This window comes from Streptomyces sp. NPDC093544 (genome assembly GCF_040683495.1).
GTDB lineage: Bacteria > Actinomycetota > Actinomycetes > Streptomycetales > Streptomycetaceae > Streptomyces.
On the sequence record NZ_JBFBEA010000007.1, the window covers coordinates 263,669 to 289,695 of the forward strand.

The window sequence follows — 26,027 nt, forward strand, 5'->3', positions numbered from 1 at the left end:
GCGCGAAGGGTGGGATGGGTCACCCGCGTCGGGCCACGTGTCACCCACGTCGGGCCATATAGAGATCCAGCGCCTTGTGGAGGACTCGGTTGAGGGGGAAGTCCCATTCGCCGAGGTATTCGGCGGCCTCGCCACCGGCACCGACCTTGAAGCGGAGCAGGCCGAGGAGGTGGTTGGTCTCGTCCAGGGTGTCGGTGATGCCGCGGAAGTCGTAGACGGAGGCGCCGAGTTCGTGGGCGTCGGACATCATGCGCCACTGGATGGCGTTGTTCGGCTGGACCTCGCGCTTGCGGCTGGTGGAGGCGCCGTACGAGTACCAGACGTGTCCGCCGACGGTCAGCATCGTGGCGGCGGCGAGGATGTCGCCGTCGTGGTGGGCGAGGTAGAGGCGCATGCGGTCCGGGTCCTCGGCCGTGAGCGCGTTCCACATGCGCTCGAAGTAGGGCAGCGGGCGCGGGATGAAACGGTCGCGTCCGGCCGTCTCCGCGTACAGCTCATAGAAGGCGGGCAGGTCGTCATACCCGCCCCGCACCACCTTCACGCCGGCCTTCTCGGCCTTCTTGATGTTGCGCCGCCACTGCTGATTGAGGCCCTGCTGGATCTCCTCCAACGACCGCCCAGCAAACGGGACTTGGAAGACATACCGCGGCTGTCCGGCCGCGAATCCGTCCTCGCTGTCGGGCTCGGTCTGCTGCCAGCCCATCCGCCGGAGCCGTTCCGCGACCTCGAAGGCCCCCGGCTCGTACGTCGTCGCCGCCGCGTCTCCCAGCCGCCGCGCCGCCGGATCGGCGATCGCCGCCTTGACCGCGTCCGCACTCCACCGCCGTAGGACCACGGGCGGCCCCATCTTCACCGAGAACGCGCCCCGCGCCTTGAGGTGGGCCAGCATCGGATCGAGCCAGCGTTCGAGATCCGCCGCGCGCCAGTCGATGACCGGCCCCTCAGGGAGATAGGCGAGGTACCGCTTGATCTTCGGCAGTGGCCGCATCAACACCAGCCCCACGCCGACGAGCCGCCCCTCCCCTCCATCCCCTTCGAACCAGCCCAGACTCTCCGCCCGCCAGTCCGGCTTCACATCACCCCAGGACGGCACCTGCATATGGCTCGCCGAGGGCCGCGTCCTGACGAACGCCAGATGTTCTTCACGGGTGATCGCCTGCAGGCGGAGACTCATGCGCGGCACTCCTCATGGGGGTAGGTGGATCTGCCAGCGTACTCACGGGATTTTCCGCGCACCGGTTCCGATCGGCGTGTCCGTATGTGCAGGTCAGCCTCCGCCTCACGACCCGCCGTCACAACGCCAGGCGCCTCCGGCCGAACCGCCTAACTGAGCGAAGCGTCCAGGGCGAGAGGCCCCGAAACCGTCCCTCACCCTGTGGGCGAATGCGTCTGGTGACGCAATTGTCCTGCCAGTCCCAGCGACACACCATGGCTTACGGCGTGTCGCTGGGACTCAGCAACCTCTCACCAGCTGCCTGCCCGGCCAGAGGCGGCGAGTCACGCGTGGAGCTCCCCCGGGACTCGGGGCTGCCCGCGACTGACGGGCGGGCGGACCATGAAGACGTCGACGGGGTCCTGGCTCTCCACGGTGAAGCCATGCCTCTCGTAGAGGCGTCTGGCGGCACTGCCCTGCAACACGTTCAGGCGGACCATCGCGCCCTCGGAGTCCGTGCGGTCCAGCAGAGTACGCAGGATCGCCGAACCGATGCCGCAGCCATGGAGTTCCGGGGCGAGATAGAAGTGTTCCAGCCACTGACCGCCCTCGCCCGGGCGCAGTGTCACACAGCCCGCGAAGGCGTCGTCGGCCACGACGACCGACGTGTACCGCGCGGAGAAGGAGTCACGCAGGCGCTGCCGGACCCGGTGCTCGTCGAACCGGCCCAGCCGCTCCAGATCCGGCCGCATCACCCTCGCCCGCAACTCCGCGATCACCTCGACGTCCGCCGGCTCCGCGACGCGCAGTGCCCATCCACCGGCCCCTCCCAGGGCAGCACCGGATGTCGCCCGCCCCCGCCCCGGTCCGCCCACCCTCGTACTCACGTCCATGATCGGAGTATCTCAACGGGCAGTTGCGCCCCCTGGATCACCCCCGTCCCGCAGGTCAACGCCCGTCCCGCGGCCCGAACGCCTCGATCACCTCCGCGTCCGTGGCCCGGGCGTTGAGGAAGTAGTCGGCCCACTCGGCGATCTCCGGGTAGCCGGACTCCCGGGTGAGGCGGGCGGTCGCGGCCGGGATGTCGAGGGGCGTGGTGCGGAGGGAGACGCCCGGGCCGAGGAGGGACCAGTGGGCGCCGGGGCGGCCGTACGGCATGCCGACGCTGCCGGGGTTGACGACCTGGCGGCCGTGGGCGAGTCGGACGAACGGCATGTGGGTGTGGCCGCAGACCACCGTGCGGACGGTGCCGTCGAGGTCCGCGAAGATCTCCGCCCAGCGCGCGAGGCGGGAGTCGACGAGGACGACCTCTTCGTCGTCCCGTGGCGTCGCGTGGCAGAACAGCACCTCGCCGAGCCCGGCGATGGAGAGAGCGCGTGTCTTCGGGAGTCCGGCCAGGAAGTCGACCTGGTCGTCGCGGAGTTGGTCTGCGGCCCAGGGGGCGATCGGGTCCGGGATCGACGTACGTCGACCGCGGCGGTACTCGACCAGCTCGCGGTCGGCGTTGCCACTGATCCACACTGCCCGGTCGCCCAGTTTCGCCAGCAGGTCCAGCACCTCGACGGGTTGCGGGCCTGCCGAGATGTCACCGGTGAGCACGATGCGGTCAGCGGTGGCCACGTCCGGTTCGGCGAGGACCGCTTCCAGCGCGGGCAGCACTCCGTGGATGTCGGAGAGGACAGCGACCCGGTCAACTGGGGTCGGCATGGCAGGGGTCGGCATGGGCACCACCCTCGGTCGCGCACACCGCCCCCGCCCCGATGTTCGCCTATCGCGTAGTCGCACCGTCCAGCCCCTCCGCCAGTACCTCCGCCAAGTGCCTCCCCCTTAGGGGATCACCCAGGAACGGGGCTGTGCCGGCCGAGGGTGTGGCGCCCGCCGAACAGCAGCCGGGGTACAGCAGCCGGAGTCAGGAGTGGCCGGCCTCGGAGTGTCGGTCCGGGGCGTTCCATCCGTTGTCGAGGAGGTCGAAGGCGATGTCGACGGCCTGTTCGGGGTCCGCGGCGCGGTGGGCGAGGGCGGAGGTCTCCAGGGCGAAGTGGGCCAGGGCCGCGCTGCGCGGGTCGTCGGGTGGGGCGCCGGTGTCGGCGGCGATGGCGCGGGCGAGGGCGTCCTGGTGGCGCGTCCACATGCGGTGGGCGTAGTCGCTCAGGGCCGGGGTGTTTCTCACCAGGTCGAGGAACTGGGTGTAGCGCACGTCTGAGTCGGCGGCGCGGAGGCGGACGCGTTTGACGTGTGTGCACAGGGCCTGGGGGATGGTCGTACCGGGGGTGCGGTCGCGGACGGCGGCGACCAGCCCGGCCTCCTGGTCGGCCTCTTCGTCGAAGACGAGGGCCTCTTTGCTCGGGAAGTGCTTGAGGAGCGTGGTGGTGGACACGTCGGCCGCCTCGGAGACGTCGTGCAGGGTCACCGCGTCGTAGCCGTGCTTGATGAAGAGGTTCAGGGCGGCATCGGCGAGCGCCTGGCGCGTGGCGGCCTTCTTGCGTTCGCGCCGTCCCACTGGAGTCGTCATGGTCCCACCATACCCACTATTGCCTGACGCAAAAAGTTGTGTCGTTGAACTTTCTTGGTCGATGTGCTTTCGTGGAGACAGCAGGACCCGTCGGGAGCGCCTGCCCGGCCTTTCGGCACCGCCGACGACCGTCCTCGACTTCTCGATCTCCCGACTTCCCGACTTCCCGACTTCCCGATCTGCCGATTCCCCAACGCCCTGAAAGGCGTGGTCAAACGACCATGAACCCCACCCCTGCCCTTACCCCTGCCCGCCCCCATGCCCGCATCGCCGTCATCGGCGCCGGACCCGGCGGCCTGATCTGCGCCCGCGTCCTCCAGCGCCACGGCGTCGACGTCACCGTCTACGACCTCGACGCCTCCGCGACCGCCCGCAACCAGGGCGGCACCCTCGACATGCACCCCGACACCGGCCGGCACGCCCTGCACGCCGCCGGTCTGTGGGACGCCTTCAGCACCCTGGCCCGCCCCGAAGGCGAACAGATGCGCCTGGTAAGCCGCGACGGCCAGGTCCTGTTCGACGCCGCCCCGCCCCAGGACGGCCAGGGCAACCCCGAGATAGACCGCGGCCAGCTGCGCGACCTGCTCCTGGACTCCCTCGCTCCGGGCACCGTCCGGTGGGGCCACAAGCTGGAGCACGCCGAACCGCTCGGCGACGGCCGGCACCGCCTGCACTTCGCCCCCGGAGCCCCCTGCGCGAGCGTCGATGCCGACCTGGTCGTCGGCGCCGACGGCGCCTGGTCCCGGGTGCGCCGGCTCATGTCCGACGCCGTTCCCCTCTACACCGGGGTCACGTTCGTCGAGACCGGCCTGAACGACGCCGACGCCCGCCACCCGGAGCTCGCCGCCCTCACCGGCAGCGGCACCATGATGGCCCTCGACGAGGGCCTCGGCTTCGTCGCCCAGCGCAACAGCGGCGGCCACATCCGCGTCTACGTCGGCATGCGCGCCGCCGAGGACTGGCACCGGCAGGCGGGCGTCGACCTCACCGACCCCGTCGCGGTCCGCGACGCCCTGCTGGCGCGGTTCGCCGGCTGGAGCCCGGTCCTGCACGGCTACATCACCGGCACCGACACCGGCTACGTCAATCGTCCCCTGTTCGCCCTGCCCGTCCCGCACACCTGGGAGTACACCCCTGGCGTCACTTTGCTGGGCGACGCCGCCCACCTGATGTCCCCGTTCTCGGGCATGGGCGCCAACCTCGCCATGCGCGACGGCGCCGACCTCGCCCAGGCCCTCATCGACCACACCCACACCCACACCCACGCCCACATCGACGACGCCGTCGCCGCGTACGAGAAGGTCCTCCTGCCCCGGTCCGTCGAAGCCGCCGAAGGAGCCGCCGAGGGCATCGACGGCGCCTTCGCCCTCGACAGCGCCGAACAGACCCTCGCGCATATGACCGCTCGCCACTGACTCACCGAGATTTGGTCAGCCGGGTCAGGACTCCTGACAAAAGTCGTGGACTTGACCTGGTCAGAGGTCGGTGTCGTGCACGAGGCAGCCGAGTATCGGGACGCGGTCAGCCGCGTAATCGCACGCGATAAACCCGGCGACGTCGGCGATCATCCCCGGGATACTGGTCGCCCATGGATGAGGTCAAAGTCGTTGTCGCCCATTCCGAGCGCGCGACCCTGCGCGTCGGCGATGTGTTCCTCAAGGTGGACGCCGATCAGGCGCGCATCGACGTCGAGGTCGAGGCGATGGACCTCGCGCCGGTCCCGACCCCGGAGGTCCTGTGGCGCAAGCCGCCCGTGCTCGCGATCGCCGCACTCCCGGGGACGACGCTTGGGCGCCTCGGCGAGCCGTCGACCGCGTCGCCTGCGGCGTGGGCCGCGGCGGGCGCCGCCATCCGGAAGCTGCACGACGCACCGCTGCCGCCCCGGCCCAGCCGGAGCATCGTCGCGCTGGCGGCGGAACTCGACGACGAGTGCGAGTTGCTCGTGACGAACGGCGTCCTGCCCGCTGACCTGGTCACCCGCAACCGCCAGGTCGCCGAGGCCGCGCTCCGGCCGTGGACTCCGGCGTTCACACACGGCGACCTGCAGATCGAGCACGTGTTCCTCGACGGCGACGAGGTCACGGGCATCATCGACTGGTCCGAGGCGGGCCAGGGTGATGCCCTGTACGACCTCGCCACCTTCACGCTGGGACACGAGGAGCACCTCGACGACGTCGTCGCCGGCTATGGCACCGACATCGACCTCGACGTGATCCACGCGTGGTGGTCGTTGCGAAGCCTGCTGGTGATTCGCTGGCTGGTCGAGCACGGCTTCGACCCGTTCGCGCAGGGCTGTGAGGTCGACGTGCTGAGATCCCGGATGTGAACACTGCGCGAGCCCGACTGCCACTTACGCGATCACGTATGCGTTCACGTATGCGTTCACGAACGAGAACTGACACATCGTCATTGCCGGAGTTCCAGAAACGGGTCTTCCTCTTGTCAGGAGTCGTCAGTCCGGTCAGCCGGTCCTGGTGGCGAACGGGCCGCCGACTCCGAACGCGAGCCGCGCGAAGTTCTCGCCGATGCGGCGGTGTCCCGAGGGATCAGGGTGGACCTCGTCGGGCAGTGGCAGTTCGGCGTAGTCCTTCTCGCCGTAAAGGTGACGGCCGTCGAGGTAGTGCAGGTTCGGGTCGTCGGCTGCCCGCTGTTCGACGGTCCGGGCGAGTTCGTCGCGGATGACGTTGAGGGTGAGGCGCCCGGCGGCGCGTTCGGCGGGATCGCCCGTGGCCTTGAAGCGCAGGGTCCCGCCGTCGAAGTAGGGCGCCAGGGGGCCGGGGGTGTCCTCCTGGACCGGGCACAGGATGGGGGACACGACCAGCAACGGTGTCGTCGGATGCCCCTCGCGGATGGTGTCCAGGAAGCCGTGGACCGCGGGGGTGAAGGCGCGCAGGCGCATCGCGTCGGTGTTGACGACATTGATGCCGATCTTGAGGCTGATCAGGTCCGCCGGGGTGTCCCGCATCGCCCGGGCGGTGAACGGGTCGAGCAGCGCGCTCCCGCTGAACCCCAGATTGATCAGCTCCACTCCACCCTGCGCCGCGGCCAGGGCCGGCCAGATGGCGCTCGGGTGCGCGGCGTTCGAGCCGTGGCTGATGGAACTGCCGTGGTGGAGCCACACCCTGCGCCCGTTGTCCGGCACCGGCTCGACCGGGGCATCGGTGCGCAGGGCGATCACCTCGGTGATCTCCGTATGCGGAAGCCAGATCTCGACGTCCTTGTCACGCGTCGGCAGACCGGTGAACCGGGCGGTGCCGGCAGGTCCTTCACTCAGTTCGGCGGCCTGAGTGACCATGTCGATGATCGTGCGGACGTTACCGCCGGGCACCGTGGCCTGGGCAGCGAGTCGGCCGTCGACCAGCAGGTCGTACACGCCGTCCGCCGGGGCCGGGAGACCTTGGTAGACCCGCTTGGTGGGCAGCGTGTCCAGTTCGATGGTGGTGGCCCGGGTGCGGAAGACCAACCGCACACCGGAGGGCTGGGCCTCGGCTACGGCCAGTTGGTCGTCGGGGATCTGCCGACGGGCCCGAGCGGGCAGGCGATGCGGCAGCAGACCGTGCGCGGTCGGTTCGACGTCCAGGAAACCGCGCAGCATGTCCACGGTGACGGGTGTGGTGATCCAGTCGTACTCAGCGTTCATTGCTCATGGTCCTGTGGCTGTGGCTGTGGCTGTGGCTGTGGCTGTGGCTGTGGCTGTGGCTGTGAGGCTATGGGGCTGCGGCTCTGGCCGTTGCTGCGGCTGCGGCTGTTGCTCTGGCCGTTGCTGCGGCTGTTGCTGTGGCTGATCAGGGCGTGGTCCAGTTGCGCAGGAGGGCGTCCAGGCGGTCCAGGGTCCAGGTCCAGGACTCCTGGGAGTCGACAGCGGTGTGGCTGAAGCTGCCGGCCATCTCCAGGCTGACGTAACCATGGAAGACGCTGCCGAGCATCCGGACCGCGTGCGTCTGGTCCGGCTCCGTCAGGTCGTAGCCCCGCAGGATCGCCCGCGTCATCTGTGCGTGCCGGACGCCGGCACTGGCGGCCGCCGTCTCGGGGTCGAGCCGGAGCCGCATGGCGTCGTACCGACCGGGGTGCTCCCGGGCGTAGTCGCGGTAGGCGTCCGCGAAAGCGGCCAGGGCGTCCTTGCCGGCCCGCCCGGCCAGTGCGGCGGCGACCCGGTCGGCGAGTTCCTCCAGCGCGAACAGGGCGATCCTCGTCTTGAGGTCATGGGAGTTCTTCACGTGCGAGTACAGACTCGCGACCTTGACGTCGAACCTCCGGGCGAGCTCCGAGACGGTCACCTGGTCGAAGCCGACCTCATCGGCCAGCTCCGCCCCGGCCCGGGTCAGACGCTCCGCGGTCAGCCCTACTCGAACCATAACCATCCTCCGAATCACCGATGGCCATCATGCATTTAGCTAATACCTTTAGGCAAATCAGCCTGCCACTCCATCAGCCCGTCGTCAGCCCTCCATCAGCCCGTCGTCAGCCCTCCGCCAGCCCTCCGCCAGCCCGTCGTCAGCCATCCGTCAGCCCTCCCTCAACCCCTCCGCCAGCACCTCCGCCAAGTGCCGCCCCCTCTGCCCCGCCAGCTGGTCCAGCTGCGTACGGCAGGAGAAGCCGTCCGCCAGGATCACCGTGTCGTCCGAGGCGGCCCGTACGGCCGGGAGGAGTTGCTCCTCGGCGCAGGCCGTCGACACCTCGTAGTGGCCCTTCTCGAAGCCGAAGTTGCCGGCGAGGCCGCAGCAGCCGCCGGCGAGGGTGCCGGTGAGGCCCGCGGCCTCGCGCAGGCGGCGGTCGGCGGCGTCGCCGAGGACCGCATGCTGGTGGCAGTGGGTCTGGCCGGCGGCCGGGCGGTCCAGGCGAGGTGGGGTCCAGTGCGGGGCGTGCCGTTCCAGGGCCTCCGCGAACGTCGTCACCGCCGCCGCCAGACGCGCCGCACGCGGGTCGTCGTGCAGCAGCTCCGGTAGGTCGGTACGGAGGGCGGCGGCGCAGCTCGGTTCCAGGACGACGACCGGGGTGCCCATCTCCAGGTACGGCTCCATCAGGTCCAGCGTGCGGCGCATCACGGTCCGGGCGCGGTCGAGTTGGCCGGTGGAGACGTAGGTCAGGCCGCAGCAGACGCGGTGCCGGCGACGCGGCAGGACCGCGCCGAATCCGAGCGGCCCCTTCGTCACGCCGTCCCCGATCGGGCCCCGTGACGGCCCGCCCCCGCCGGGACCTCGCGATACCCCGGCCCCGGCATGCTCCTCCGACACTCCCGCACCCGCCCCCGCCGGCGTGAACCTCATCGCCCTCGTCGGCGGCAGCAGCACCGTCAGCCCCGCCGCCTCCAGAACGTGTACGGCGGCCTGCCCCACGGACGGCGAGAGGTACTCCGTAAAGGTGTCCGGCCACACCACAATGACCTGCCCACCAGAACCCAAGCCGGAGGAGCCAGTTCCAGAGCCTGTCCCGGCCCCGGCCCCAACCCCGGCTCCGGCTCCGGCTCCGGCCCCGAACCCCGGAAACGGCCCCCGCACCCCCCGCTTGACCCCCCGCACATAACTCCGCACCCGCTCCCGGAACCTCCGCGACCACCACCCGCTGAAGGTCTCCCGCGCCACCGGCGGAATCCCCCGCTCGGGCGCGATCCCGCCCAGCCGCTTCGCCACCGCCGCCAAAAGCCCCACGCCGGCAAGGGAGTTGACGATCCGCGCCGTGCGGGTCCTGGCGACGGCCCCGAGCCACACCGGCAGCCACCCCATGACGTAGTGGGCCGCGGGGCGACGGCGTCCCTCGTAGTGGTGGTGGAGGAACTCCGCCTTGTACGTGGCCATGTCGACGCCGACCGGGCAGTCGGATCGACATCCCTTGCAGGAGAGGCAGAGGTCGAGCGCGTCGCGGACCTCCGTCGAACGCCATCCGTCCGTCACGACCTCGCCCGCGAGCATCTCGTGGAGCAGCCGTGCCCGCCCCCGCGTGGAGTGCTCCTCCTCGCCGGTGGCCCGGAAGGAGGGACACATGACATCCCCGGAAGAGCCGGAAGACCCGGCCGGCGTACGGCACTTGGCAACCCCCACACACCGCCGCACCGCCGCCGAGAAGTCACCGCCGTCCGCCGGATACCCGAAGGCCACGTCCACCGGTTCGCGCGGCAGCACCGCGAACCGCAGGTTCTCGTCAAGCCGGTGCGGGCGCACCAGCATCCCGGGGTTGAGCAGGTCGTCCGGGTCCCAGATGCCCTTGACCCGCTCGAAGAGGCCGACCATCTCCGCGCCGTACATCCTCGGCAGCAGCTCCGCCCGCGCCTGCCCGTCACCGTGCTCGCCCGACAACGAGCCCCCGTGGGACACGACGACGTCCGCGAGTTCCTCGGAGAAGCGCCGGAAGCGACCGACCCCGCCGGCCGTCATCAGGTCGAAGTCGATGCGTACGTGGATGCAGCCGTCGCCGAAGTGGCCGTACGGCGTGCCGCGCAGCCCGTGGGCCTTCAACAGGGCCCGGAAGTCGCGGAGGTAGGGCCCGAGCCGGGCGGGCGGCACCGCGCAGTCCTCCCAGCCCGGCCAGGCCTCGCTGCCGTCCGGCATCCGGGTCGCCGTGCCGCTGGCGTCCTCGCGCAGCCGCCACAGGGCGCGCTGCCCGGCCGGGTCGGTGACCACGAAGGAGTCGATGACGTCGGCGGCCCGCACGATCGCGTCGCCGCGTGCGCGGGCCTCCGCCGCGTCCGCCCCGCCCGTCTCCACGAAGAGCCAGGCCCCGCCGCGCGGCAGCCCCGCGTCGGCCGGTACGAGGTCGGCGGACATCCCCTCCACCGTCAGCGGGCCGAGCGGCAGCAGCCCGGCGGCCGCCTCCGCCGCCGCGCTCTCGTCCGCGTACGCCAGCACGGCCAGCGCCCGCGCGCGCGGAGCCTCGACCAGTCGTACGACCGCCTCGGTCAGCACCCCCAAGGTGCCCTCCGAGCCGCAGAAGGACCGGGCGACATCCGCGCCTCTCTCGGGGAGGAGCGCGTCCAGCGCATACCCGGAGATCCGGCGCGGGAGGTCCGGGAAGCCCGTGCGCAGGCGCGCCAACTCGCCTTCCACCAAGGGACGGAGGCCATCGGGGGCGCCCGCCCAGTCCTGCCCCAGCCGCACAGCAGCCCCCCGGCCCGTGACCACTGACAGCTCCCGCACGCTGTCCGCCGTCGTGCCCCAGGCGACCGAGTGCGACCCGCACGAGTTGTTGCCGATCATGCCGCCGAGCGTGCAGCGGCCGTGGGTAGAGGGGTCGGGGCCGAAGCGCAGGCCGTGCGGGGCGGCGGCGTCCTGGAGGCGGTCCAGTACGACACCGGGCTGGACCACCGCCGTACGGGCATCGGGGTCCACGGAAACGATCCGGTTCATGTGGCGGGTGAAGTCCAGGACGACCCCCGTGCCCGTCGCCTGCCCGGCGATCGACGTGCCGCCGCCGCGCGCGACGACCGGCACCCCGTGCTCACGGCACACGGCGAGGGCCGCCGCCACGTCGTCCGCGTCGCGCGGGGAGACGACACCGAGCGGGACGCGCCGATAGTTGGACGCGTCCATGGTGGTCAGCGCCCGCGCGGTCACGTCGAAGGCGACCTCGCCCCGCACGGCCTTCCGCAACCCTGCCCGCAGTGCACCTTGATCCGTCATGCCCCCAGGATGCCCCCGACCACTGACAGTGACCGATTAGCCACCGAACGCGATCGCGTTCGACGGGTCGAATGTGGGCGGGAATACTCAGACCGGGAAACCGCAACGGTCCCAATACGATCACGAACTCTCATATAGTGACGGTCAGTTGAGCACCAGGTGTCGCTTCTCGCCCAGGAACCTCGCCCCCTCCAGGAACCTCGCCCAGGACACGACCGAGGACACGATTCATGACCGCGCCAACAGCGCCCACCCCCTCCGGCGAACGACCCACCCTCCGCGCCGTCGCGCCGGCCCCCCTGATCACCGCCGTCCCGGCCGCCCTCGCGGTCGTCGGCGCGGTCTACCTGGCACCCGACTCGGTGCGCGTCCCCCTCGCCTGGGCCGCGGGCGCCGCAGCCGTGCTGCTGTGCGCGGCCGTCGCCGTGGCCGCCCGCGCCGTACAGACGTCGAGGCTGGTACGCCGTCGGCTCGACGCCGTGACCCAGGACGCCGGACGGCTTCTACAGGAACGGGCTCGGCTGACCGAGGAGTTCAACCAGGAACAGGCCCGGCTGAACAGTGACGCCGCCCGCGAGCGGGCGCGCCTGGCCGAGGCGGCGGCAAAGGAACGCGTACAGCTGACGGAGACCGCGACGCGGGAGCGGGAGCGGCTGACCGAGACCGCCGCGCGGGAACGCGCGCGCCTCACCGAGGAGTTCACGGCCGAGCGCCGGCGGCTCACCGACGAACGGGACCGCCTCACCGCGGAGAACGCCCGCCTGACCGAGCGCGCCCGACACGCCACCGGTGACCGCGCCGCCGCGCTCGCCTCGACCGCCAACGCGGCCGGCCGGATGCAGGCACTGTCCACCGGCATGCTCGCCGACCTGCGCGCCATGGAAGAGCGGCACTCCGACGAGGAGGTCCTCGCCGACCTGCTTCACCTCGACCACCGCACCGCGCAGGCGGGCCGCCTCGCCGACTCCGTCGCCGTCCTCTCGGGCGCGCGCTCCGGCCGCCGCTGGGCGCGGCCCATCGTCATGGAGTCGATCCTGCGCGGCGCGATGGGCCGCATCGGCGGCTACCAGCGCGTCCGCATCCACTCCGCCAGCGAGGCCGCCGTCGCCGGGCACGCCGCCGAGGGCGTGATGCACGCGCTCGCCGAACTCCTCGACAACGCCGCGAACTTCTCCCCGCCGACCGCCGAAGTGCATGTGTACGTCGAGGAGGTCCCGGCCGGCGTCATCGTCTCCGTCGAGGACAGCGGCCTGGTGATGGGCGACGTCCAGCTGCGCCGCGCCGAGCGTGCCGTGTCCGGCGACAGCGTCGAACTGGGCGGGCTCACCGGCACCCGGCTCGGCCTCGCGGTGGTCGGCCGGCTCGCCCGCAAGCACGGCCTGAAGGTGTCCTTCCGGCCCTCCGCACGCGGCGGCACGGGCGTCCTGGTGCTCATCCCCCAGGACCTCCTCACCCTCCCGACCTTCACGCTGCCCCTCGACGACGAGCCTGCCGAGACGGCGACGGCGACCACGACCGCGCCGGCCGCCGTCCAGCCGCTCCCCGAGCCGTCGTACGCCGCCGCCCGCGCCGACGCCGCCGACCTCGACCCGGACCCCGTCCCCACCCATGACTCGCCCCGGCACGAGGAGGGCACCCCGTCGACCGGCGGCCTCCCCAAGCGCCGCCGCGGCCGCACCCTCGCGCACGCCGAGCGCAGCCGCGCCCGCGCCACGCCTCCGGCCGACCCGGACCCCCGTAGCGCCGACCGCGCCAAGTCCCGGGGCGACCGCTTCAGCAGCTTTCGGCAGGCGGTACGCGGTGCGGCGCAGGGCGCCGAGGACGTCGTACACATCGAGGAAGAACGCGAAGAGGAAGCACGCGAGCAGGAACACGAACAAGTACAGGAAGGGGTACGGGACACGGTCTCCGCCGCCCCCTCCCAGCCGACCACCCAGTCGCCCGCCCACTCGCACCCGAAAGGCCACACCACTTCATGACCGGCACCACCACAGCCGACGAGAAGCTCTCCTGGCTCATCGAGGGCCTCCTTGAGCGCACCCCGGGCACACGGCACGCGCTCGTGCTCTCCCGTGACGGCCTGAAGCTGTGCCGCACCCCCGAGCTCTCGGTCGACCAGGCCGATCAGCTCGCGGCGATCGCCGCCGGCATCCAGTCGCTGTCCCACGGAGCGTCCGTGGAGTTCGGCGACGGCAGCGGGGGCGTACGGTCCGCGATGACCGAGTTCTACGGCGGGGTCCTGTTCATCGTCGAGGCGGGCGACGGCGCGCACCTGGCGGTGATCACCGCCGAGGACGCGGACGCCGGTCTGGTCGGCCACAACATGAGCGAACTCGTCGAGCAACTCGGCGAACACCTGAGCGCGCCGCCGCGTACGTCATGAGCCGTCCGGGCAGGGACGACGCGCCCGACCGGCTGTACACCCTCACAGGAGGGCGCAGCGGGTCCGGACCCGACACACCGTTCGACCTGGTGACGCTGGTGGTCGCCGAGTGCGATCCGGCGGCGGGCATGCAGTCGGAGCACGCCGCGATCCTGCGGTTCGCCCGGCGGCCCACGGCGGTCGTCGAGCTCGCGGCCGAACTGCGGCTGCCGGTGAGCATCATGAAGGTCCTGCTCTCCGATCTCCTCGCCACCGGCCGCGTCAGCGCCCGTCATCCGCACGTCGCCGCTCTTCCCGATCCCGACATCCTGGAGCAGGTGCTCGTTGGACTCCGTAACCTCTGACGCCGGCAGGCCTGTCGGTGCCGCCACTGTCGGTGCCGCCGCGCCCGCTGACGCCGTGCCCGCAGACGCCGGTACGCCTCTCCCGGCCGACGCCCGTACGCCTCTCGCGGCGTCGGCCGACAACGGCCTCAAGATCGTCGTCGTCGGTGGTTTCGGCGTCGGCAAGACGACGCTGGTCCGCTCCGTGAGCGAGATTCGTCCCCTCAACACCGAGGAGACGATGACCCAGGCGGGCGAGGCGGTCGACGACATCAGCGAGGTGCGCGACAAGTCCGCGACCACCGTCGCCTTCGACTTCGGGCGCATCACGCTCGACGCCCGCAACGTGCTGTATCTGTTCGGCGCGCCGGGACAGGAGCGGTTCTGGTTCCTCTGGGACCGCCTGTTCTCCGGCACGCTCGGCGCGGTCGTCCTCGTCGACACCCGGCGCATCGACGACTCCTGGTACGCCATCGACCGCCTGGAACACCACGGCACGCCGTTCATCGTGGCCTGCAACGACTTCGGCGGCCACCCGCACACCCCCGCCCAGGTCCGCGAGGCCCTCGACCTCGACCCGCACATCCCCCTGGTCGACTGCGACGCCCGCTCACGGGAGTCCGGCAAGCGGGTGCTGATAACGCTGGTCGAGTACATCCAGAGTCTGTACGCCGCCACAGGCGCCCCCGGAGCTGTCGGAGCTGTCGGAGCTGTCGGCGAAACCCCCCTCAAATCACCGGAGTTGGCCCTGTGACCTCCGCCTCCGTGCCCCTCAGCGGGCCCCGGTTCCAGACCGAACCCGCCGAGCTGTACCGGGAGTTGCGGCGCGACCACGGTGCCGTCGTGCCCGTCTCGCTCGACGGTGACATACCGGCCTGGCTGGTGCTCGGCTACCGCGAACTGCACCAGGTCACCGGCGATCCCGTGCTGTTCAGCCGCGACTCCGACCTGTGGAGCCAGTGGCCCGGCATCCCGGACGACTGGCCGATGCTGCCGATGATCGGCCGCAAGCAGCCCTCCATCCTCTACACGGTCGGCGAACGCCACCGCGTGCGCGCCGCGATGATCAGCGACGCCCTCGAAGCCGTAGACCCCTTCGAACTGCGCAGCCATGCCGAGAAGTTCGCCGACGAACTGATCGACGCGGTGAGCGCCAAGGGCGAGACGGACCTCATCGGGGACTACGCGACGCTGCTGCCCGTCCGCGTCCTCGCGACGCTCTACGGCTTCACGGACGAGCAGGGACCGCGCCTGGTCACCGACCTCAACGACATGATCAACGGATCGGAGGGGGCACTGGCGGGGCAGCAGCATCTCGCCGCGTCCATGGGGCAGTTGCTCGCCGACCGCAAGGAGACGCCCGCGGACGACGTGGTCAGCCGCATGCTGGCGACGGCGCTCGCCCAGGAGGCCGCGGCCGAGGGCTCGGGCTTCACGGACGAGGAGATCGTCCAGGACCTGATGGTCATGCTGGCGGCGGGCCACCAGCCGACCGCCGACTGGATCGGCAACTCGCTGCGCCTGATGCTCACCGACGACCGTTTCGCGGCGTCGCTGTTCGGCGGCCGGCACAGCGTCGCCGAGGCGATGAACGAGGTCCTGTGGGAGGACACCCCCTCGCAGAACATCGCCGGCCGCTGGGCCTCCCGCGACACCCAGCTCGGCGGCCGCCGCATCCGCTCCGGCGACCTGCTCATCCTCGGCCTCCAGGGCGCCAACTCCGACCCCCAGGTCCGCACCGACGGCTCGGCTCTCACCGGCGGCAACAGCGCCCACTTCTCCTTCGGCCACGGCGACCACCGCTGTCCGTTCCCGGCGCAGGAGATCGCGGAGGTCATCGCACGGACCGGGATCGAGGTCGTACTGGACCGGCTGCCGGACATCGACCTGGCCGTGCCCGCCGAGTCGCTGGCCCGGCGGCCCTCCCCGTGGCTGCGGGGCCTGACCGAACTGCCCGTGCGCTTCACTCCCACCCCGGCCCTTGGAGGGACCCCCGCATGACGACCGCCGGCACCGAAGAGACCCGTCCCGAAGAGACCCGTATCGTCCTGGACCCCTTCGTCACCGACCTCGCCGGCGAGAGCGCCAGGCTGCGCGCGGCGGGGCCGCTCGCCGCCGTGGACCTGCCCGGTGGTGTTCCGGTGTGGGCGGTCACGCACCACGCCGAGGCGAAGAGGCTGCTGTCCGACCCCCGGCTGGTGAAGGACATCGACGTCTGGGGTGCCTGGCAGCGCGGCGAGATAGCCCCGGACTGGCCGCTGATCGGGCTCGTGAACCCCGGCCGTTCCATGCTCACGGTGGACGGCGCGGACCATCGCCGGATGCGGACGCTGGTGGCGCAGGCGCTGACCCCGCGCCGGGTGGAGCAGATGCGGGAGCGGATCGCGAAGCGGACGGAACAGCTGCTGGACAACCTGACTGCTGTCCAGGGCAACCTGGCTGCTGTTCAGTCGGATGGCACCGTCGACCTGAAGGCCGAGTTCGCCTATCCCCTCCCCATGTTCGTCATCGCCGACCTCATGGGCATCGACGAGGCCAGGCTGCCCCGTATCCAGGAGCTCTTCGAGAAGTTCTTCTCGACGCAGACCCCGCCCGCGGAGGTCATCGCCACGCTCACCGAGCTTGCCGGGATCATGGCCGAGACGGTCGCCGCCAAGCGCGCCGCCCCGGGCGACGACCTCACGTCCGCGCTCATCCTCGCCTCCGAGCACGGCGACCACCTCACCGACGCGGAGATCGTCTCCACCCTCCAGCTGATGGTCGCGGCGGGCCACGAGACGACGATCTCCCTCATCGTCAACACGGTGGTCAACCTGTCGCTCCACCCCGAGCAGCGCGCCCAGGTCCTCTCCGGCGAGGCCGGCTGGTCCGCGGTGGTCGAGGAGACGCTCCGCTACTCCACGCCCACCTCGCACGTCCTGATCCGCTTCGCGACGGAGGACGTTCCCGTCGGCGACAAGGTCATCGCCGCGGGGGACGCGCTGATCGTCTCCTACGGCGCGATAGGCCGCGACGAGCAGGCCCACGGCCCGACCGCTGGCGACTTCGACATCGCCCGCACCTCCCCGAACCGGCACATCTCCTTCGGCCACGGCCCACACGTCTGCCCCGGCGCGGCCCTCTCCCGCCTGGAGGCAGCAGTGGCCCTCCCGGCCCTGTACGAGCGCTTCCCCGACCTCGACCTGGCAGTCCCGCCAACCGAACTCCGCAACAAGCCGGTAGTAACCCAGAACGACCTGTTCGGGCTGCCGGTACGGCTGGAGACTCCGTAGTTTCCTCGCCCCCTCCGCCCCTGCCCGTCCCTTCTTCCTGGGACTCCGCCCCAGACCCAGCTCCTCAAACGCCGGAGGGGCTGAATCTCAGCCACCTGTCTCACCCGACGGACGAGGTTTCACCCACGTTTCCGGAAAGGGCTAGGCTCGCGGGCGTGGCTGATATCGAGATCCCCGCTGACATCAAGCCCGCCGACGGTCGATTCGGCGCGGGCCCCTCCAAGGTGCGTACGGAGGCGCTGGACGCCCTGGCGGCGACCGGCAGTTCTCTGCTCGGTACGTCCCACCGCCAGGCCCCGGTCAAGAACCTGGTCGGCAAGGTGCGCGAGGGCGTGAGCGCGCTGTTCTCGCTCCCCGAGGGCTACGAGGTGGTCCTCGGCAACGGCGGCTCCACCGCGTTCTGGGACGTGGCGACCCACGGGCTCATCGAGAACAAGTCGCAGCACCTCACCTTCGGTGAGTTCAGCTCCAAGTTCGCGAAGGCGGCCAAGCTCGCCCCGTGGCTGGCCGAGCCGACCGTGATCTCCTCCGACCCCGGCACGCACCCCGAGGCGGCGGCCGAGGCGGGCGTGGACGTCTACGCCTTCACCCACAACGAGACCTCCACCGGTGTCGCGGCCCCCATCAAGCGCGTGGCCGGCGCCGACGACGGCTCCCTCGTCCTCGTGGACGCCACCTCCGGCGCCGGCGGCCTCCCGGTCGACATCGCCGAGACCGACGTCTACTACTTCGCCCCGCAGAAGTCCTTCGCCTCCGACGGCGGCCTGTGGATCGGCGTCTTCTCCCCGGCCGCGATCGAGCGCGCCGAGCGGATCCACGCGAGCGGGCGCCACGTACCGGAGTTCTTCTCGCTCCCCACGGCGATCGACAACTCCCGCAAGAACCAGACGTACAACACCCCGGCCCTCGCCACCCTCTTCCTGCTCAACGAGCAGCTGGAGTGGATCAACGGCCAGGGCGGCCTGGACTGGTCCACGGCCCGTACGAAGGACTCCTCGACCCGCCTGTACAGCTGGGCTGAGGACAGCAAGTACGCGACCCCGTTCGTCGCCGAGGCGGCCAAGCGCTCGCAGGTCATCGGCACGATCGACTTCGCGGACGAGATCGACGCCGCCGCCGTCGCCAAGGTCCTGCGCGCCAACGGCATCGTCGACACCGAGCCCTACCGCAAGCTCGGCCGCAACCAGCTCCGCGTCGCGATGTTCCCGGCCATCGACCCGGCGGACGTCGAGGCGCTGACGAAGAGCATCGACTACGTGATCGAGAAGCTGTAACCGTTTCTACGGCGGAGAGGGGCGCCCGGCACGTGAATCGTGCCCGGGCGCCCTTCTCTCGTCAGTGACTGAGCTTCCTGAACCTGCGCACCGCCAGCGGCAGGAAGATCAGCGTCAGGATCGCCGGCCACACCCCCGCCATCAGCAGCGCGTGCTGCTCGACCCACGAGTCCCCGCTGCCCACCGGCGTTCCGAACAGCTCACGCGCGGCGGCCGCCGTGGACGAGATCGGGTTCCAGGCCGCGACGAAGCCGAGCCAGTCCGGCATCAGCTGCGGCGCGACGAAGATGCTGGAGATCATCGTCAGCGGGAAGGCCACCGCGAACAGCCCGCCCGCCGCCTCCGGGTTGGGCACCATCAGCCCGAGCCACACGCCGAGCCAGATCAGCGCGAAGCGCAGCCAGAGCAGCAGCGCGAAGGCCGCCAGGAAGGCGAATCCGCCGTCGGGCCGCCAGCCCATGGCGACCGCGGTGAGCATCAGGATCGTCAACTCCGCGCAGGCACCGAGCAGATCCGTCACCCCACGACCGGAGACCACGGCGGACGGCGCCATCGGCATCGAGCGGAACCGGTCGATGACGCCCCTGGTCGCGTCGTAGACCACGACCGTCGCGGTGTTGATGAAGCCGAAGGCCATCGTCATCACGAACATGCCCGGCATCAGGAAGTCCTTGTAGTCCCCGCCTCCGGGCACCTTCATCGCGCTGCCGAAGACGTACCCGTACAGCAGCACGGAGAGGATCGGGAAGCCCAACTGCCAGACGATGTTGATGGGTTGGCGCTGATAGTGGGTCAGTCCGCGCCGGACGACGTTCCAGCAGTCGACGAGTGCCCAGTACGTACGACCGCGACCGCTCGGTTCGGTCAGCTCCAGCGCGCTCATGCCGCCGCCTTCTTGTCCTCGGGAGAGCTCTCGGTCCGATGCCCGGTCAGGCGCAGGAACACGTCGTCGAGGCTCGGCCTGCGCAGTCCGATGTCCTCGACCGCGACGCCCTCGTCCTGGAGGGTGCGCGCCACGTCGGTGAGCGCGGCCACCCGGTCGGTCACCGGCGCGTGGACGCGGAGTTCGGTCTCGTCCGACTCCGGTTCGCCGTCCGCGACCCGGGCCACGACCTTCACCACCTTCGGGATGTCGGCGCGTTCGCTCACCACGACCTCGATGCGGTCGCCGCCGACCGTGTCCTTCAGCCCGTCCGGCGTATCGTCCGCGATGGCCCGGCCCTGGTCGATCACCGTGATGTGCGAGGCGAGCTTGTCGGCCTCCTCCAGATACTGCGTGGTCAGCAGCACAGTCGTGCCACCGGTCACCAACGCCCTTACGGAATCCCAGACTTCACCCCGGCCGCGCGGGTCGAGCCCGGTCGTCGGCTCGTCCAGGAACAGCACGCTCGGGGTGAGGATCATCGACGCGGCGAGGTCGAGCCGGCGCCGCATGCCGCCGCTGTACTTCCCGACTCCCTTGTCGGCGGCCTCGACGAGGTCGAACTGCTCAAGCAGCTCCCCCGCCCGCAGCCGCGCCCTGCGTCCGCCCAGATGGAACAGCCGGCCGAACATCTCCAGGTTCTGCCGCCCGGTGAGCACCTCGTCCACCGCCGCGTACTGACCGGTGAGCCCGATCCGGGCCCGTACCTCCCGCGGCTGCCGCGCCACGTCCAGGCCGGCCACCGTCGCGCTCCCGCCGTCGAGTCGCAGGAGCGTGGCGAGGATACGGACGGCGGTGGTCTTGCCCGCGCCGTTCGGCCCGAGCAGGCCGTGCACCGTCCCCGCCCGCACCGCCAGGTCGAATCCGTCGAGGGCGCGCTTGTCTCCGTACCGCTTCTCCAGGCCCTTTGCCCGCACCGCGTAACCGTCGTTCATGGGTCCCCTTCCCCTTAACCGAGTACACCGTACCCGATTACGCGTACACCGTACCCAGTTTTTCTCCCGGAACTAAGCTGCACCCATGACGAGCAGCACGGAGACCAGCGGCAGCGGCGACATCGGGCGCACCCTCGAACTGCTCTGGGACACCGGCAAGCGCCCCAGCCGCGGACCCAAGCCGGGTCTGACGCTGGAGGGGATCGTGGAGGCGGCGATCCGGGTCGCGGACGCCGAGGGTCTTGAGGCGGTCTCGATGCGCCGGATCGCCACCGAACTCGGCACCGGCGCGATGTCCCTCTACCGCTACGTCCCCGGCAAGGGAGAGCTGCTCGACCTGATGCTGGACCGGGTCCAGAGGCCGTCCGAGAACCCCGCCGACCTCGGCGACGGCAGCTGGCGCTCAGCCCTGGAGGCCCTGGGCCGCGCGACCCTGGCCCTCTACCGGCGCCACCCCTGGCTGCTCCAGGTCAACCAGTCCCGCCCGATCCTCGGCCCGAGCGCCCTCGACGGCATGGAGAAGATGCTCTCCCGCATCAAGCCGATGGGCCTGTCCGATCCCGAGCTGGTCTCGGCGATCATCATGATCGACGGATACGTCGTCGGGGCGGCCCGCACCCAGGTGCACCACGAGGAGGCGGAACGCCGAACCGGCCTGACGGATGCGGAATTCTGGCAGGCTCACATCCCCGTCTTCGAGAAGGTCATGAGCGACGGCAACCACCCCTTCCTCGCCTCCCTCAGCGAGGACGCCTTCGGCCCCGACTTCGACCACTTCGAGTTCGGCCTACAGCGCATCCTGGACGGCCTCGAAACCTTCGTCGCCCAGCGCGGCAAAGGATGACGCCTACGACCGCCGCAGCAACCGCTTGAACCCGAGGACGACGACGAGCCCGATGGCAATGGCAAGAGCGCCGACCTTGAACCCATTACTGTCGCCACCCTGCGCCGCCGAACTCCCACTCCCGGACGGCGACTTGGACGATGCTTCACCGGTGTCCCCGGGGGCGTCCTCCGCCACGACCGAACTCCCGGCGCCTTCGCTGCCGAGCATGATTTTGGTCCCGTCGGTGGAGTAACTGACGGACTCCCCCTGCCCGAGGGGCACACTGATCCGCCCCAGCTTCTTGATCTTCCCGTCGTTCCAGTCGTACGCGATCCCGCCGAAGTAGCCGCGTACGGAGAGCTGTTGGCCGTCCGGGGAGAAGGCGGCGTCGGTGGCCCACAGGTCGACGGGGACGACGGGCTTGAAGACGTTGGTCCCGGAGGCGGAGAGCTTGGCAGGCCCCTCGTAGAGGTGCCCGCCGTCCTCCTGCTTGTCGATGATGTAGACCCGCCCGGTCTTGGGGTGCACGACCAGCGACTCGGCGTCGCGGGGTCCGTCGGAGTACTTCACCACGTACTGCGTGGTGCGGATCGTCTGGTCCTTGAGCTCCTTGGGCTCGGGCAGCTGATAGACCCATACGTAGTCCCAGACGACGCCGTCGTTGTCGCCGATGTCACCGACGTAGATCTGGTTGTCCGGGCCGATCGAGATGGCCTCGACGTCGCGCGGGGTGCCCACTCCGGTCATGGTGATCGTCGCGACGGTCTCGCCGGTGCGGCTGTCGACGGCGTAGAGGTAGGCGCCGGTGTCCTGGTCGTTGTGCGTCCAGTAGATCCCGGGGTGCTGCTTGGAGGCGGCAAGCCCGCTGGACTCCGTGATGCGAGGGTCCTTGATCGTGAACCCCTCGTCGCCGTCGGCGGCGGAGGCGGGCACGGGCACGGCGAACACACCCACGAGCAGGACCCCGGCAAGAAACGCAAACGATCGACGCATGCCCCAAGCCTGCCACCCCGGACAGTCGTTCACTTCGACCTCCACGATGACCCACCCGACCACGGGGCGTGTCCAGCCTCACACCCGCCCCCCCGTGAGGCGTGTCCAGCCTCACACTCCCACCCCCCATGGCACCCGCACCGATCGTTCATGATGAGCGAATGCTCAGGTTCATGCCCGTCGGCGACTCCATGACGATCGGAAGCGCCGGCGAACACACATGGCGTTACCGGATGTGGCAGCACCTGCGCGAGACGTACGCGGGCCCGTTCCGGATCGTCGGCCCGCGCGAGACGCTCTACGACAAGGCGACGGAGTCCCCCGACTCCTACGAGTACGCGGACCCGGACTTCCCCCGTGCCCATCTCGCCGGCTGGGGCGAGGGCTGGCTCCACATGACCCCGCTGATCCGCGAGGCGGTCCGCTCGCAGCGCGCCGACATCCTGCTGGTCTCCCTGGGCCTCATCGACCTGGGCTTCTACACGAACGCGGCGCAGACGGCGGACAACGCCCGCGCCTTCATCGCGGAGGCCCGCGCCGCGAACCCGCGCATCCGCATGGTCGTACTCCCGGTGATCGCAAACATCCGCGTCGAGTCCGACGCCCCCTTCGCCGCCGAGGTCGCCGCCTTCAACGAACTCCTCGCCAAAACCGTCGCCGACCTCGACGAACCCCGCTCCCCCCTCCTCCTGACCTCGCCTCCATCCCCGTACGACGTCAACCTCGACACCTACGACGGCACCCACCCCAACGAGACCGGCGAGCACCGCATCACCGAGGTCTTCGCCGAGGCGATGTACCAGGCCTGGGACCTGGGCGAGCCCTACTCCGCCTGAACGGGCGGGAGGGACGAGCAGCTGCCCCGCGCCCACACCGCCTCTACCGCCATACGGCGAAAGCACCGGCCGTCGGAGGTGCGGCGGAGTTCCGCCCGGAAGCAACCGCCCACGGTCCTGGAGCGCGACCCATCCATGGGCAACAGGGCTGGGACAGCCGTCAGGGCTCCGGGATGAAGGCAGGCTCGATACCCAACGCGGCAACGCCCTCGCGCACGGAGCGGTCGAACTGTTTGATCGCCGTCACCAAAACATCCCAAGTGACGTGAGAGGTCCAGAAGTCCGGCGTGAAGATGGAGCCGACCCGCCATCCGTCATCGGAATTCACGATGCGGATCAGCCCCTCCTCCGCCTGCATCGAGTCGAACTCGAAGTCCTCGTGGCCGACAGCCGACCTCTGAATCCAGAGCGCCCGGCCACCGATCAACAGCCCCTCATTCGGAGCCAGCCCACCCCCGATTGGCAGATTCGTCCCACCCCACACGCCCCGACGCCGCCCAATCCCGGTACGAATCTGCCAATCCCCTCACCTCCCCGCCCGCGCACCCCACCCACCGCTCGCCGCCGAACCGACCCGGCGTGCAGGCGAGGCGCGATCGCGCTCCACCGACCCGGGCAACACCCCACCCACGGCCTCTCCAGCCCACCTCGGGGCCCCCTCACCCCCGGGCCGCCCGCTCGCTTCTCCTCCGTGCTGGAGCGGGCCTGGTCAAGGGTCGGCCGGAGGCCGATCGGCGTAGCCGACGCGTAGCGCAGCGGAGCGCCCTTTACTCGGCACGCGCAAGCACGACACTGACCAAGAAGCGGGCGGCCCCACGGTCACGTCACGACCCCGGCCACCCTCCCCACCACTTCCCGCATCAACTCCCGCTCCACAAAGGGGGCTTCAACTGTAGGCGTCGACCGCCAGTCCAGCGGCCACGTGATACCGGTGAGCGCCGGCACGCCGACGTACGCGAGCCCCCTGTCACCGCGGGTCAGCGCGCGTACGCCGGGTGGCCATGCGTACGGGGACACGGTTTGCGGGGGCAACAGGAAGTAGTGGCTTCGCTCGCCGGTGAGTTCGCGGACGATCGGGCCCGCGTCGAAGTCCGTACAGCGCATCAACTCAGAAGCGACGCGCTCGGCGAGGGGTGCGGCGATACGTACGGCGTCGAAGTGAATGCCCGCGTGGCGCAGGGCGTGGCCGGTGGCGGGGATCCACGAGTGGACGTCCGGGGGGAAGGGTTCGGTGTTCATGCGGCAAATGCTTCCGCGCGGTCACATACTGTGACCAGGGGTTCGCAAGGGCAGTGCGGGGTTGTGTACTTGGGGAGGTCGCTGTGCACGCGGGTGATCAACGGTCGGGAAACCTGGAGATGTTCGGCTCGTTGTTGCGGTTCTTCCGCGAGCGGGCCGGGGTGACTCAGGAGGCGCTGGCCAAGTATGTGGGGTACTCCAAGTCCCAAGTAGCCATGGTGGAGCGGGGGGAGCGACCGCCGAAGGGGCAACTCGTACAGATCGCGGACGAGAAGCTGGGTGCACAAGGTGCACTTCTCACCGCGGCGCGGGAGCTGAAGGCCAGCCGGTTTCCGTCATGGTTCGAGGACTACGCGGAGTTGGAGGCACAGGCTGTCACCATCAACATGTACGCCAACCATGTGATCCCCGGGATGCTCCAGACCGAGGCGTACGCGCGGGCGATCTTTAACACGCACTGCCCACCGTTCGAAGACGACGAGGTCGAGGCTCGGGTAATCGCCCGACTCGACCGTCAGCACATCCTGCGGCGCAAGCCCCTGCCACTCGTCGGCTTTGTGCTGGACGAGCACACTTTCACCCGTCCCATCGGGGGTCGAGAAGCGCTCAAGGAGCAGTTGGAGCACCTACTTGAGGTCGGGAAACAGCGCAACGTCGAGATCCAGGTCATGCCCCATGACCGAGAGGTCCATGCGGGATTGAACGGACCCATGATTTTGCTGGAGACGGCCGAGCGGCAGCCGCTCGCGTACGTCGAGGGCCCGGGCGGCGGCTACTTCGTGGATCAACATCCCAACCTGGGCGACCTGTTCGCGCAATATGGCATTCTGCGGGCTCAGGCTCTCAACCCCGACGAGTCGGCGAAGCTGATCGACAAGGTGGCAGGCGAACTATGAGCACCGACCTCAACTGGTTCAAAAGCAGCTACAGCGGTAGCCAGGGCGGCGAATGCCTGGAGATAGCCACCACCCCCGCCACCATCCACATCCGCGACTCCAAGACCCCCACCGCCCCCACCCTCTCCGTCACCCCCACCACCTGGACCATCTTCCTCGCCGCCCTCGACTGAAAAGCGCCGTAGCCAGTCACCGTGCGTATCGTTGTACCGCGCGGCTGCGCTCGACCGAGTTGCGGCCGGGGAGGAGCGCCACGATGACCGTCCTTGAAGACAGGATCGAGATGGCCGACAGCATTGGCGAGCTCTCGCTCGACATGATGTTCGAGTGGCTGGAGAGGATGCCCGTCCCCGAGGGATACAGGGTCGAGATCGTCGGGGGAAACATCTTCATGTCGCCGCAGCGGGACACCCACTGGGAGATCATCGCAGCCATCTACGATCAGCTGCGGAACAAGTACCCGCGCCAGCGCGTGAAGTCCGACGTGCGCATTGACTACCCCGGCCACCTCAACGGCTTCGCAACCGACGTCACGCTCCTCGCCAGAGACGCTGAGAAGAACGACAGGGGTCTGTGGCGGTATCAGGACGTCGTTTTCGTGGCCGAGGTCATTTCCAAGGGCACCGCTGCCAACGACTACGGTCTCAAGAAAGCCGCGTACGCACGCGCCGAGGTCCCCGTCTATGTCATCGCCGACCCCTACCAGGGAAGGTGCCACGTATACACCCAGCCCAAGGACGGGGAGTACGCGACCGAGATGAAGCTCTCCTTCGGTGACTCTCTGGACCTCACCGAAACCGTGGTCGGCCTCACCCTCAAAACCAAAGACTTCCCCCGCGACTGACCCCAC

At 70.1% G+C, this 26,027-nt stretch carries 26 protein-coding genes; 14 read left to right on the forward strand and 12 right to left on the reverse strand.

All coding sequences use genetic code 11. The features are described from left to right. Nucleotides 1–40: 40 nt before the first annotated feature. The 4 genes from AB0N66_RS12905 to AB0N66_RS12920 all read right to left on the reverse strand — a co-directional run bounded on the left by AB0N66_RS12905 (nucleotide 41) and on the right by AB0N66_RS12920 (nucleotide 3,665). Nucleotides 41–1,174 (reverse strand): peptidoglycan bridge formation glycyltransferase FemA/FemB family protein, encoded by a 1,134-nt coding sequence (locus tag AB0N66_RS12905; protein ID WP_365432421.1) that lies wholly within the window; start codon nucleotides 1,172–1,174, stop codon nucleotides 41–43. A 323-nt stretch (nucleotides 1,175–1,497) separates the two neighbouring features. Then, nucleotides 1,498–1,962 (reverse strand): GNAT family N-acetyltransferase, encoded by a 465-nt coding sequence (locus tag AB0N66_RS12910; protein WP_365432767.1) that lies wholly within the window; start codon nucleotides 1,960–1,962, stop codon nucleotides 1,498–1,500. Nucleotides 1,963–2,101: 139 nt separating this feature from the next. Further along, nucleotides 2,102–2,875, reverse strand: coding sequence for a metallophosphoesterase family protein (locus AB0N66_RS12915; RefSeq protein ID WP_365432424.1), 774 nt, complete (start codon nucleotides 2,873–2,875; stop codon nucleotides 2,102–2,104). Nucleotides 2,876–3,062: 187 nt separating this feature from the next. Beyond that, nucleotides 3,063–3,665: a TetR/AcrR family transcriptional regulator gene (locus tag AB0N66_RS12920; RefSeq protein WP_365432427.1), complete on the reverse strand. Its 603-nt coding sequence runs from the start codon at nucleotides 3,663–3,665 to the stop codon at nucleotides 3,063–3,065. Between the two features lie 221 nt (nucleotides 3,666–3,886). Between AB0N66_RS12920 and AB0N66_RS12925 the strand changes: the two genes are divergently transcribed. Together AB0N66_RS12925 and AB0N66_RS12930 are read left to right on the forward strand one after the other, a co-directional pair. Then, nucleotides 3,887–5,080, forward strand: coding sequence for an NAD(P)/FAD-dependent oxidoreductase (locus AB0N66_RS12925; RefSeq protein WP_365432430.1), 1,194 nt, complete (start codon nucleotides 3,887–3,889; stop codon nucleotides 5,078–5,080). Between the two features lie 173 nt (nucleotides 5,081–5,253). After that, entirely contained in the window at nucleotides 5,254–5,991 is a 738-nt protein-coding gene (locus tag AB0N66_RS12930; RefSeq protein ID WP_365432433.1) for a phosphotransferase, read from the forward strand. 135 nt (nucleotides 5,992–6,126) lie between these two features. On the opposite strand, the gene AB0N66_RS12935 is transcribed toward AB0N66_RS12930, so the two are convergent. The 3 genes from AB0N66_RS12935 to AB0N66_RS12945 all read right to left on the reverse strand — a co-directional run bounded on the left by AB0N66_RS12935 (nucleotide 6,127) and on the right by AB0N66_RS12945 (nucleotide 11,278). Further along, entirely contained in the window at nucleotides 6,127–7,305 is a 1,179-nt protein-coding gene (locus tag AB0N66_RS12935; protein WP_365432435.1) for a GDSL-type esterase/lipase family protein, read from the reverse strand. A 145-nt stretch (nucleotides 7,306–7,450) separates the two neighbouring features. Further along, complete coding sequence (locus tag AB0N66_RS12940; RefSeq protein ID WP_365432438.1) at nucleotides 7,451–8,020, reverse strand: WHG domain-containing protein; 570 nt, start codon at nucleotides 8,018–8,020, stop codon at nucleotides 7,451–7,453. Nucleotides 8,021–8,170: 150 nt separating this feature from the next. Next, complete coding sequence (locus tag AB0N66_RS12945) at nucleotides 8,171–11,278, reverse strand: FAD-binding and (Fe-S)-binding domain-containing protein (RefSeq protein ID WP_365432441.1); 3,108 nt, start codon at nucleotides 11,276–11,278, stop codon at nucleotides 8,171–8,173. 230 nt (nucleotides 11,279–11,508) lie between these two features. On the opposite strand from AB0N66_RS12945, the gene AB0N66_RS12950 reads away from it, so the two are divergent. The 7 genes from AB0N66_RS12950 (at nucleotide 11,509) to serC (ending at nucleotide 18,530) form a co-directional block, all read left to right on the forward strand. After that, complete coding sequence (locus tag AB0N66_RS12950) at nucleotides 11,509–13,257, forward strand: ATP-binding protein (protein ID WP_365432444.1); 1,749 nt, start codon at nucleotides 11,509–11,511, stop codon at nucleotides 13,255–13,257. Beyond that, nucleotides 13,254–13,661 (forward strand): roadblock/LC7 domain-containing protein, encoded by a 408-nt coding sequence (locus AB0N66_RS12955; RefSeq protein WP_365432447.1) that lies wholly within the window; start codon nucleotides 13,254–13,256, stop codon nucleotides 13,659–13,661. Before AB0N66_RS12950 ends, AB0N66_RS12955 begins: the two co-directional genes overlap by 4 nt. Beyond that, nucleotides 13,658–14,005, forward strand: coding sequence for a DUF742 domain-containing protein (locus AB0N66_RS12960; protein WP_365432450.1), 348 nt, complete (start codon nucleotides 13,658–13,660; stop codon nucleotides 14,003–14,005). Before AB0N66_RS12955 ends, AB0N66_RS12960 begins: the two co-directional genes overlap by 4 nt. A gap of 55 nt (nucleotides 14,006–14,060) precedes the next feature. Then, entirely contained in the window at nucleotides 14,061–14,738 is a 678-nt protein-coding gene (locus tag AB0N66_RS12965; RefSeq protein ID WP_365432453.1) for an ATP/GTP-binding protein, read from the forward strand. Further along, on the forward strand, nucleotides 14,735–15,985 hold the full coding sequence (locus AB0N66_RS12970; RefSeq protein WP_365432457.1) for a cytochrome P450: 1,251 nt from the start codon (nucleotides 14,735–14,737) through the stop codon (nucleotides 15,983–15,985). The genes AB0N66_RS12965 and AB0N66_RS12970 overlap by 4 nt, the downstream gene beginning before the upstream one ends. Further along, nucleotides 15,982–17,256, forward strand: coding sequence for a cytochrome P450 (locus tag AB0N66_RS12975; protein WP_365432460.1), 1,275 nt, complete (start codon nucleotides 15,982–15,984; stop codon nucleotides 17,254–17,256). The genes AB0N66_RS12970 and AB0N66_RS12975 overlap by 4 nt, the downstream gene beginning before the upstream one ends. A 155-nt stretch (nucleotides 17,257–17,411) precedes the next feature. Beyond that, entirely contained in the window at nucleotides 17,412–18,530 is a 1,119-nt protein-coding gene (gene serC / locus AB0N66_RS12980; protein WP_365432463.1) for a phosphoserine transaminase, read from the forward strand. A gap of 61 nt (nucleotides 18,531–18,591) precedes the next feature. On the opposite strand, the gene AB0N66_RS12985 is transcribed toward serC, so the two are convergent. Both AB0N66_RS12985 and AB0N66_RS12990 read right to left on the reverse strand, forming a co-directional pair. After that, nucleotides 18,592–19,413, reverse strand: a complete 822-nt coding sequence (locus AB0N66_RS12985) for an ABC transporter permease (RefSeq protein ID WP_365432466.1) — start codon at nucleotides 19,411–19,413, stop codon at nucleotides 18,592–18,594. Then, a complete protein-coding gene (locus AB0N66_RS12990) occupies nucleotides 19,410–20,387 on the reverse strand; it encodes an ATP-binding cassette domain-containing protein (RefSeq protein ID WP_365432469.1) in 978 nt (325 codons plus the stop codon). The genes AB0N66_RS12985 and AB0N66_RS12990 overlap by 4 nt, the downstream gene beginning before the upstream one ends. An 85-nt stretch (nucleotides 20,388–20,472) precedes the next feature. Here AB0N66_RS12990 and AB0N66_RS12995 point away from each other — a divergent pair, with 85 nt between their 5' ends. Then, nucleotides 20,473–21,231, forward strand: coding sequence for a TetR/AcrR family transcriptional regulator (locus AB0N66_RS12995; protein WP_365432472.1), 759 nt, complete (start codon nucleotides 20,473–20,475; stop codon nucleotides 21,229–21,231). Nucleotides 21,232–21,234: 3 nt separating this feature from the next. On the opposite strand, the gene AB0N66_RS13000 is transcribed toward AB0N66_RS12995, so the two are convergent. Beyond that, nucleotides 21,235–22,206 (reverse strand): WD40 repeat domain-containing protein, encoded by a 972-nt coding sequence (locus AB0N66_RS13000; protein ID WP_365432475.1) that lies wholly within the window; start codon nucleotides 22,204–22,206, stop codon nucleotides 21,235–21,237. A 161-nt stretch (nucleotides 22,207–22,367) separates the two neighbouring features. Between AB0N66_RS13000 and AB0N66_RS13005 the strand changes: the two genes are divergently transcribed. Beyond that, entirely contained in the window at nucleotides 22,368–23,042 is a 675-nt protein-coding gene (locus tag AB0N66_RS13005) for a GDSL-type esterase/lipase family protein (RefSeq protein ID WP_365432478.1), read from the forward strand. 160 nt (nucleotides 23,043–23,202) lie between these two features. Here the strand turns inward: AB0N66_RS13005 and AB0N66_RS13010 are convergent, their stop codons facing one another. Together AB0N66_RS13010 and AB0N66_RS13015 are read right to left on the reverse strand one after the other, a co-directional pair. Then, entirely contained in the window at nucleotides 23,203–23,469 is a 267-nt protein-coding gene (locus AB0N66_RS13010) for a hypothetical protein (protein ID WP_365432481.1), read from the reverse strand. Nucleotides 23,470–23,861: 392 nt separating this feature from the next. After that, a complete protein-coding gene (locus AB0N66_RS13015; RefSeq protein WP_365432484.1) occupies nucleotides 23,862–24,281 on the reverse strand; it encodes a hypothetical protein in 420 nt (139 codons plus the stop codon). A gap of 119 nt (nucleotides 24,282–24,400) precedes the next feature. On the opposite strand from AB0N66_RS13015, the gene AB0N66_RS13020 reads away from it, so the two are divergent. The 3 genes from AB0N66_RS13020 (at nucleotide 24,401) to AB0N66_RS13030 (ending at nucleotide 26,021) form a co-directional block, all read left to right on the forward strand. After that, the gene (locus AB0N66_RS13020) at nucleotides 24,401–25,177 is read left to right on the forward strand and encodes a helix-turn-helix transcriptional regulator (protein ID WP_365432487.1); all 777 of its coding nucleotides are present in this window, start codon (nucleotides 24,401–24,403) and stop codon (nucleotides 25,175–25,177) included. Next, nucleotides 25,174–25,350, forward strand: coding sequence for a DUF397 domain-containing protein (locus AB0N66_RS13025; protein ID WP_365432490.1), 177 nt, complete (start codon nucleotides 25,174–25,176; stop codon nucleotides 25,348–25,350). Before AB0N66_RS13020 ends, AB0N66_RS13025 begins: the two co-directional genes overlap by 4 nt. A gap of 83 nt (nucleotides 25,351–25,433) precedes the next feature. Continuing rightward, entirely contained in the window at nucleotides 25,434–26,021 is a 588-nt protein-coding gene (locus AB0N66_RS13030) for a Uma2 family endonuclease (RefSeq protein WP_365432493.1), read from the forward strand. The last annotated feature ends 6 nt before the right edge of the window (nucleotides 26,022–26,027 follow it).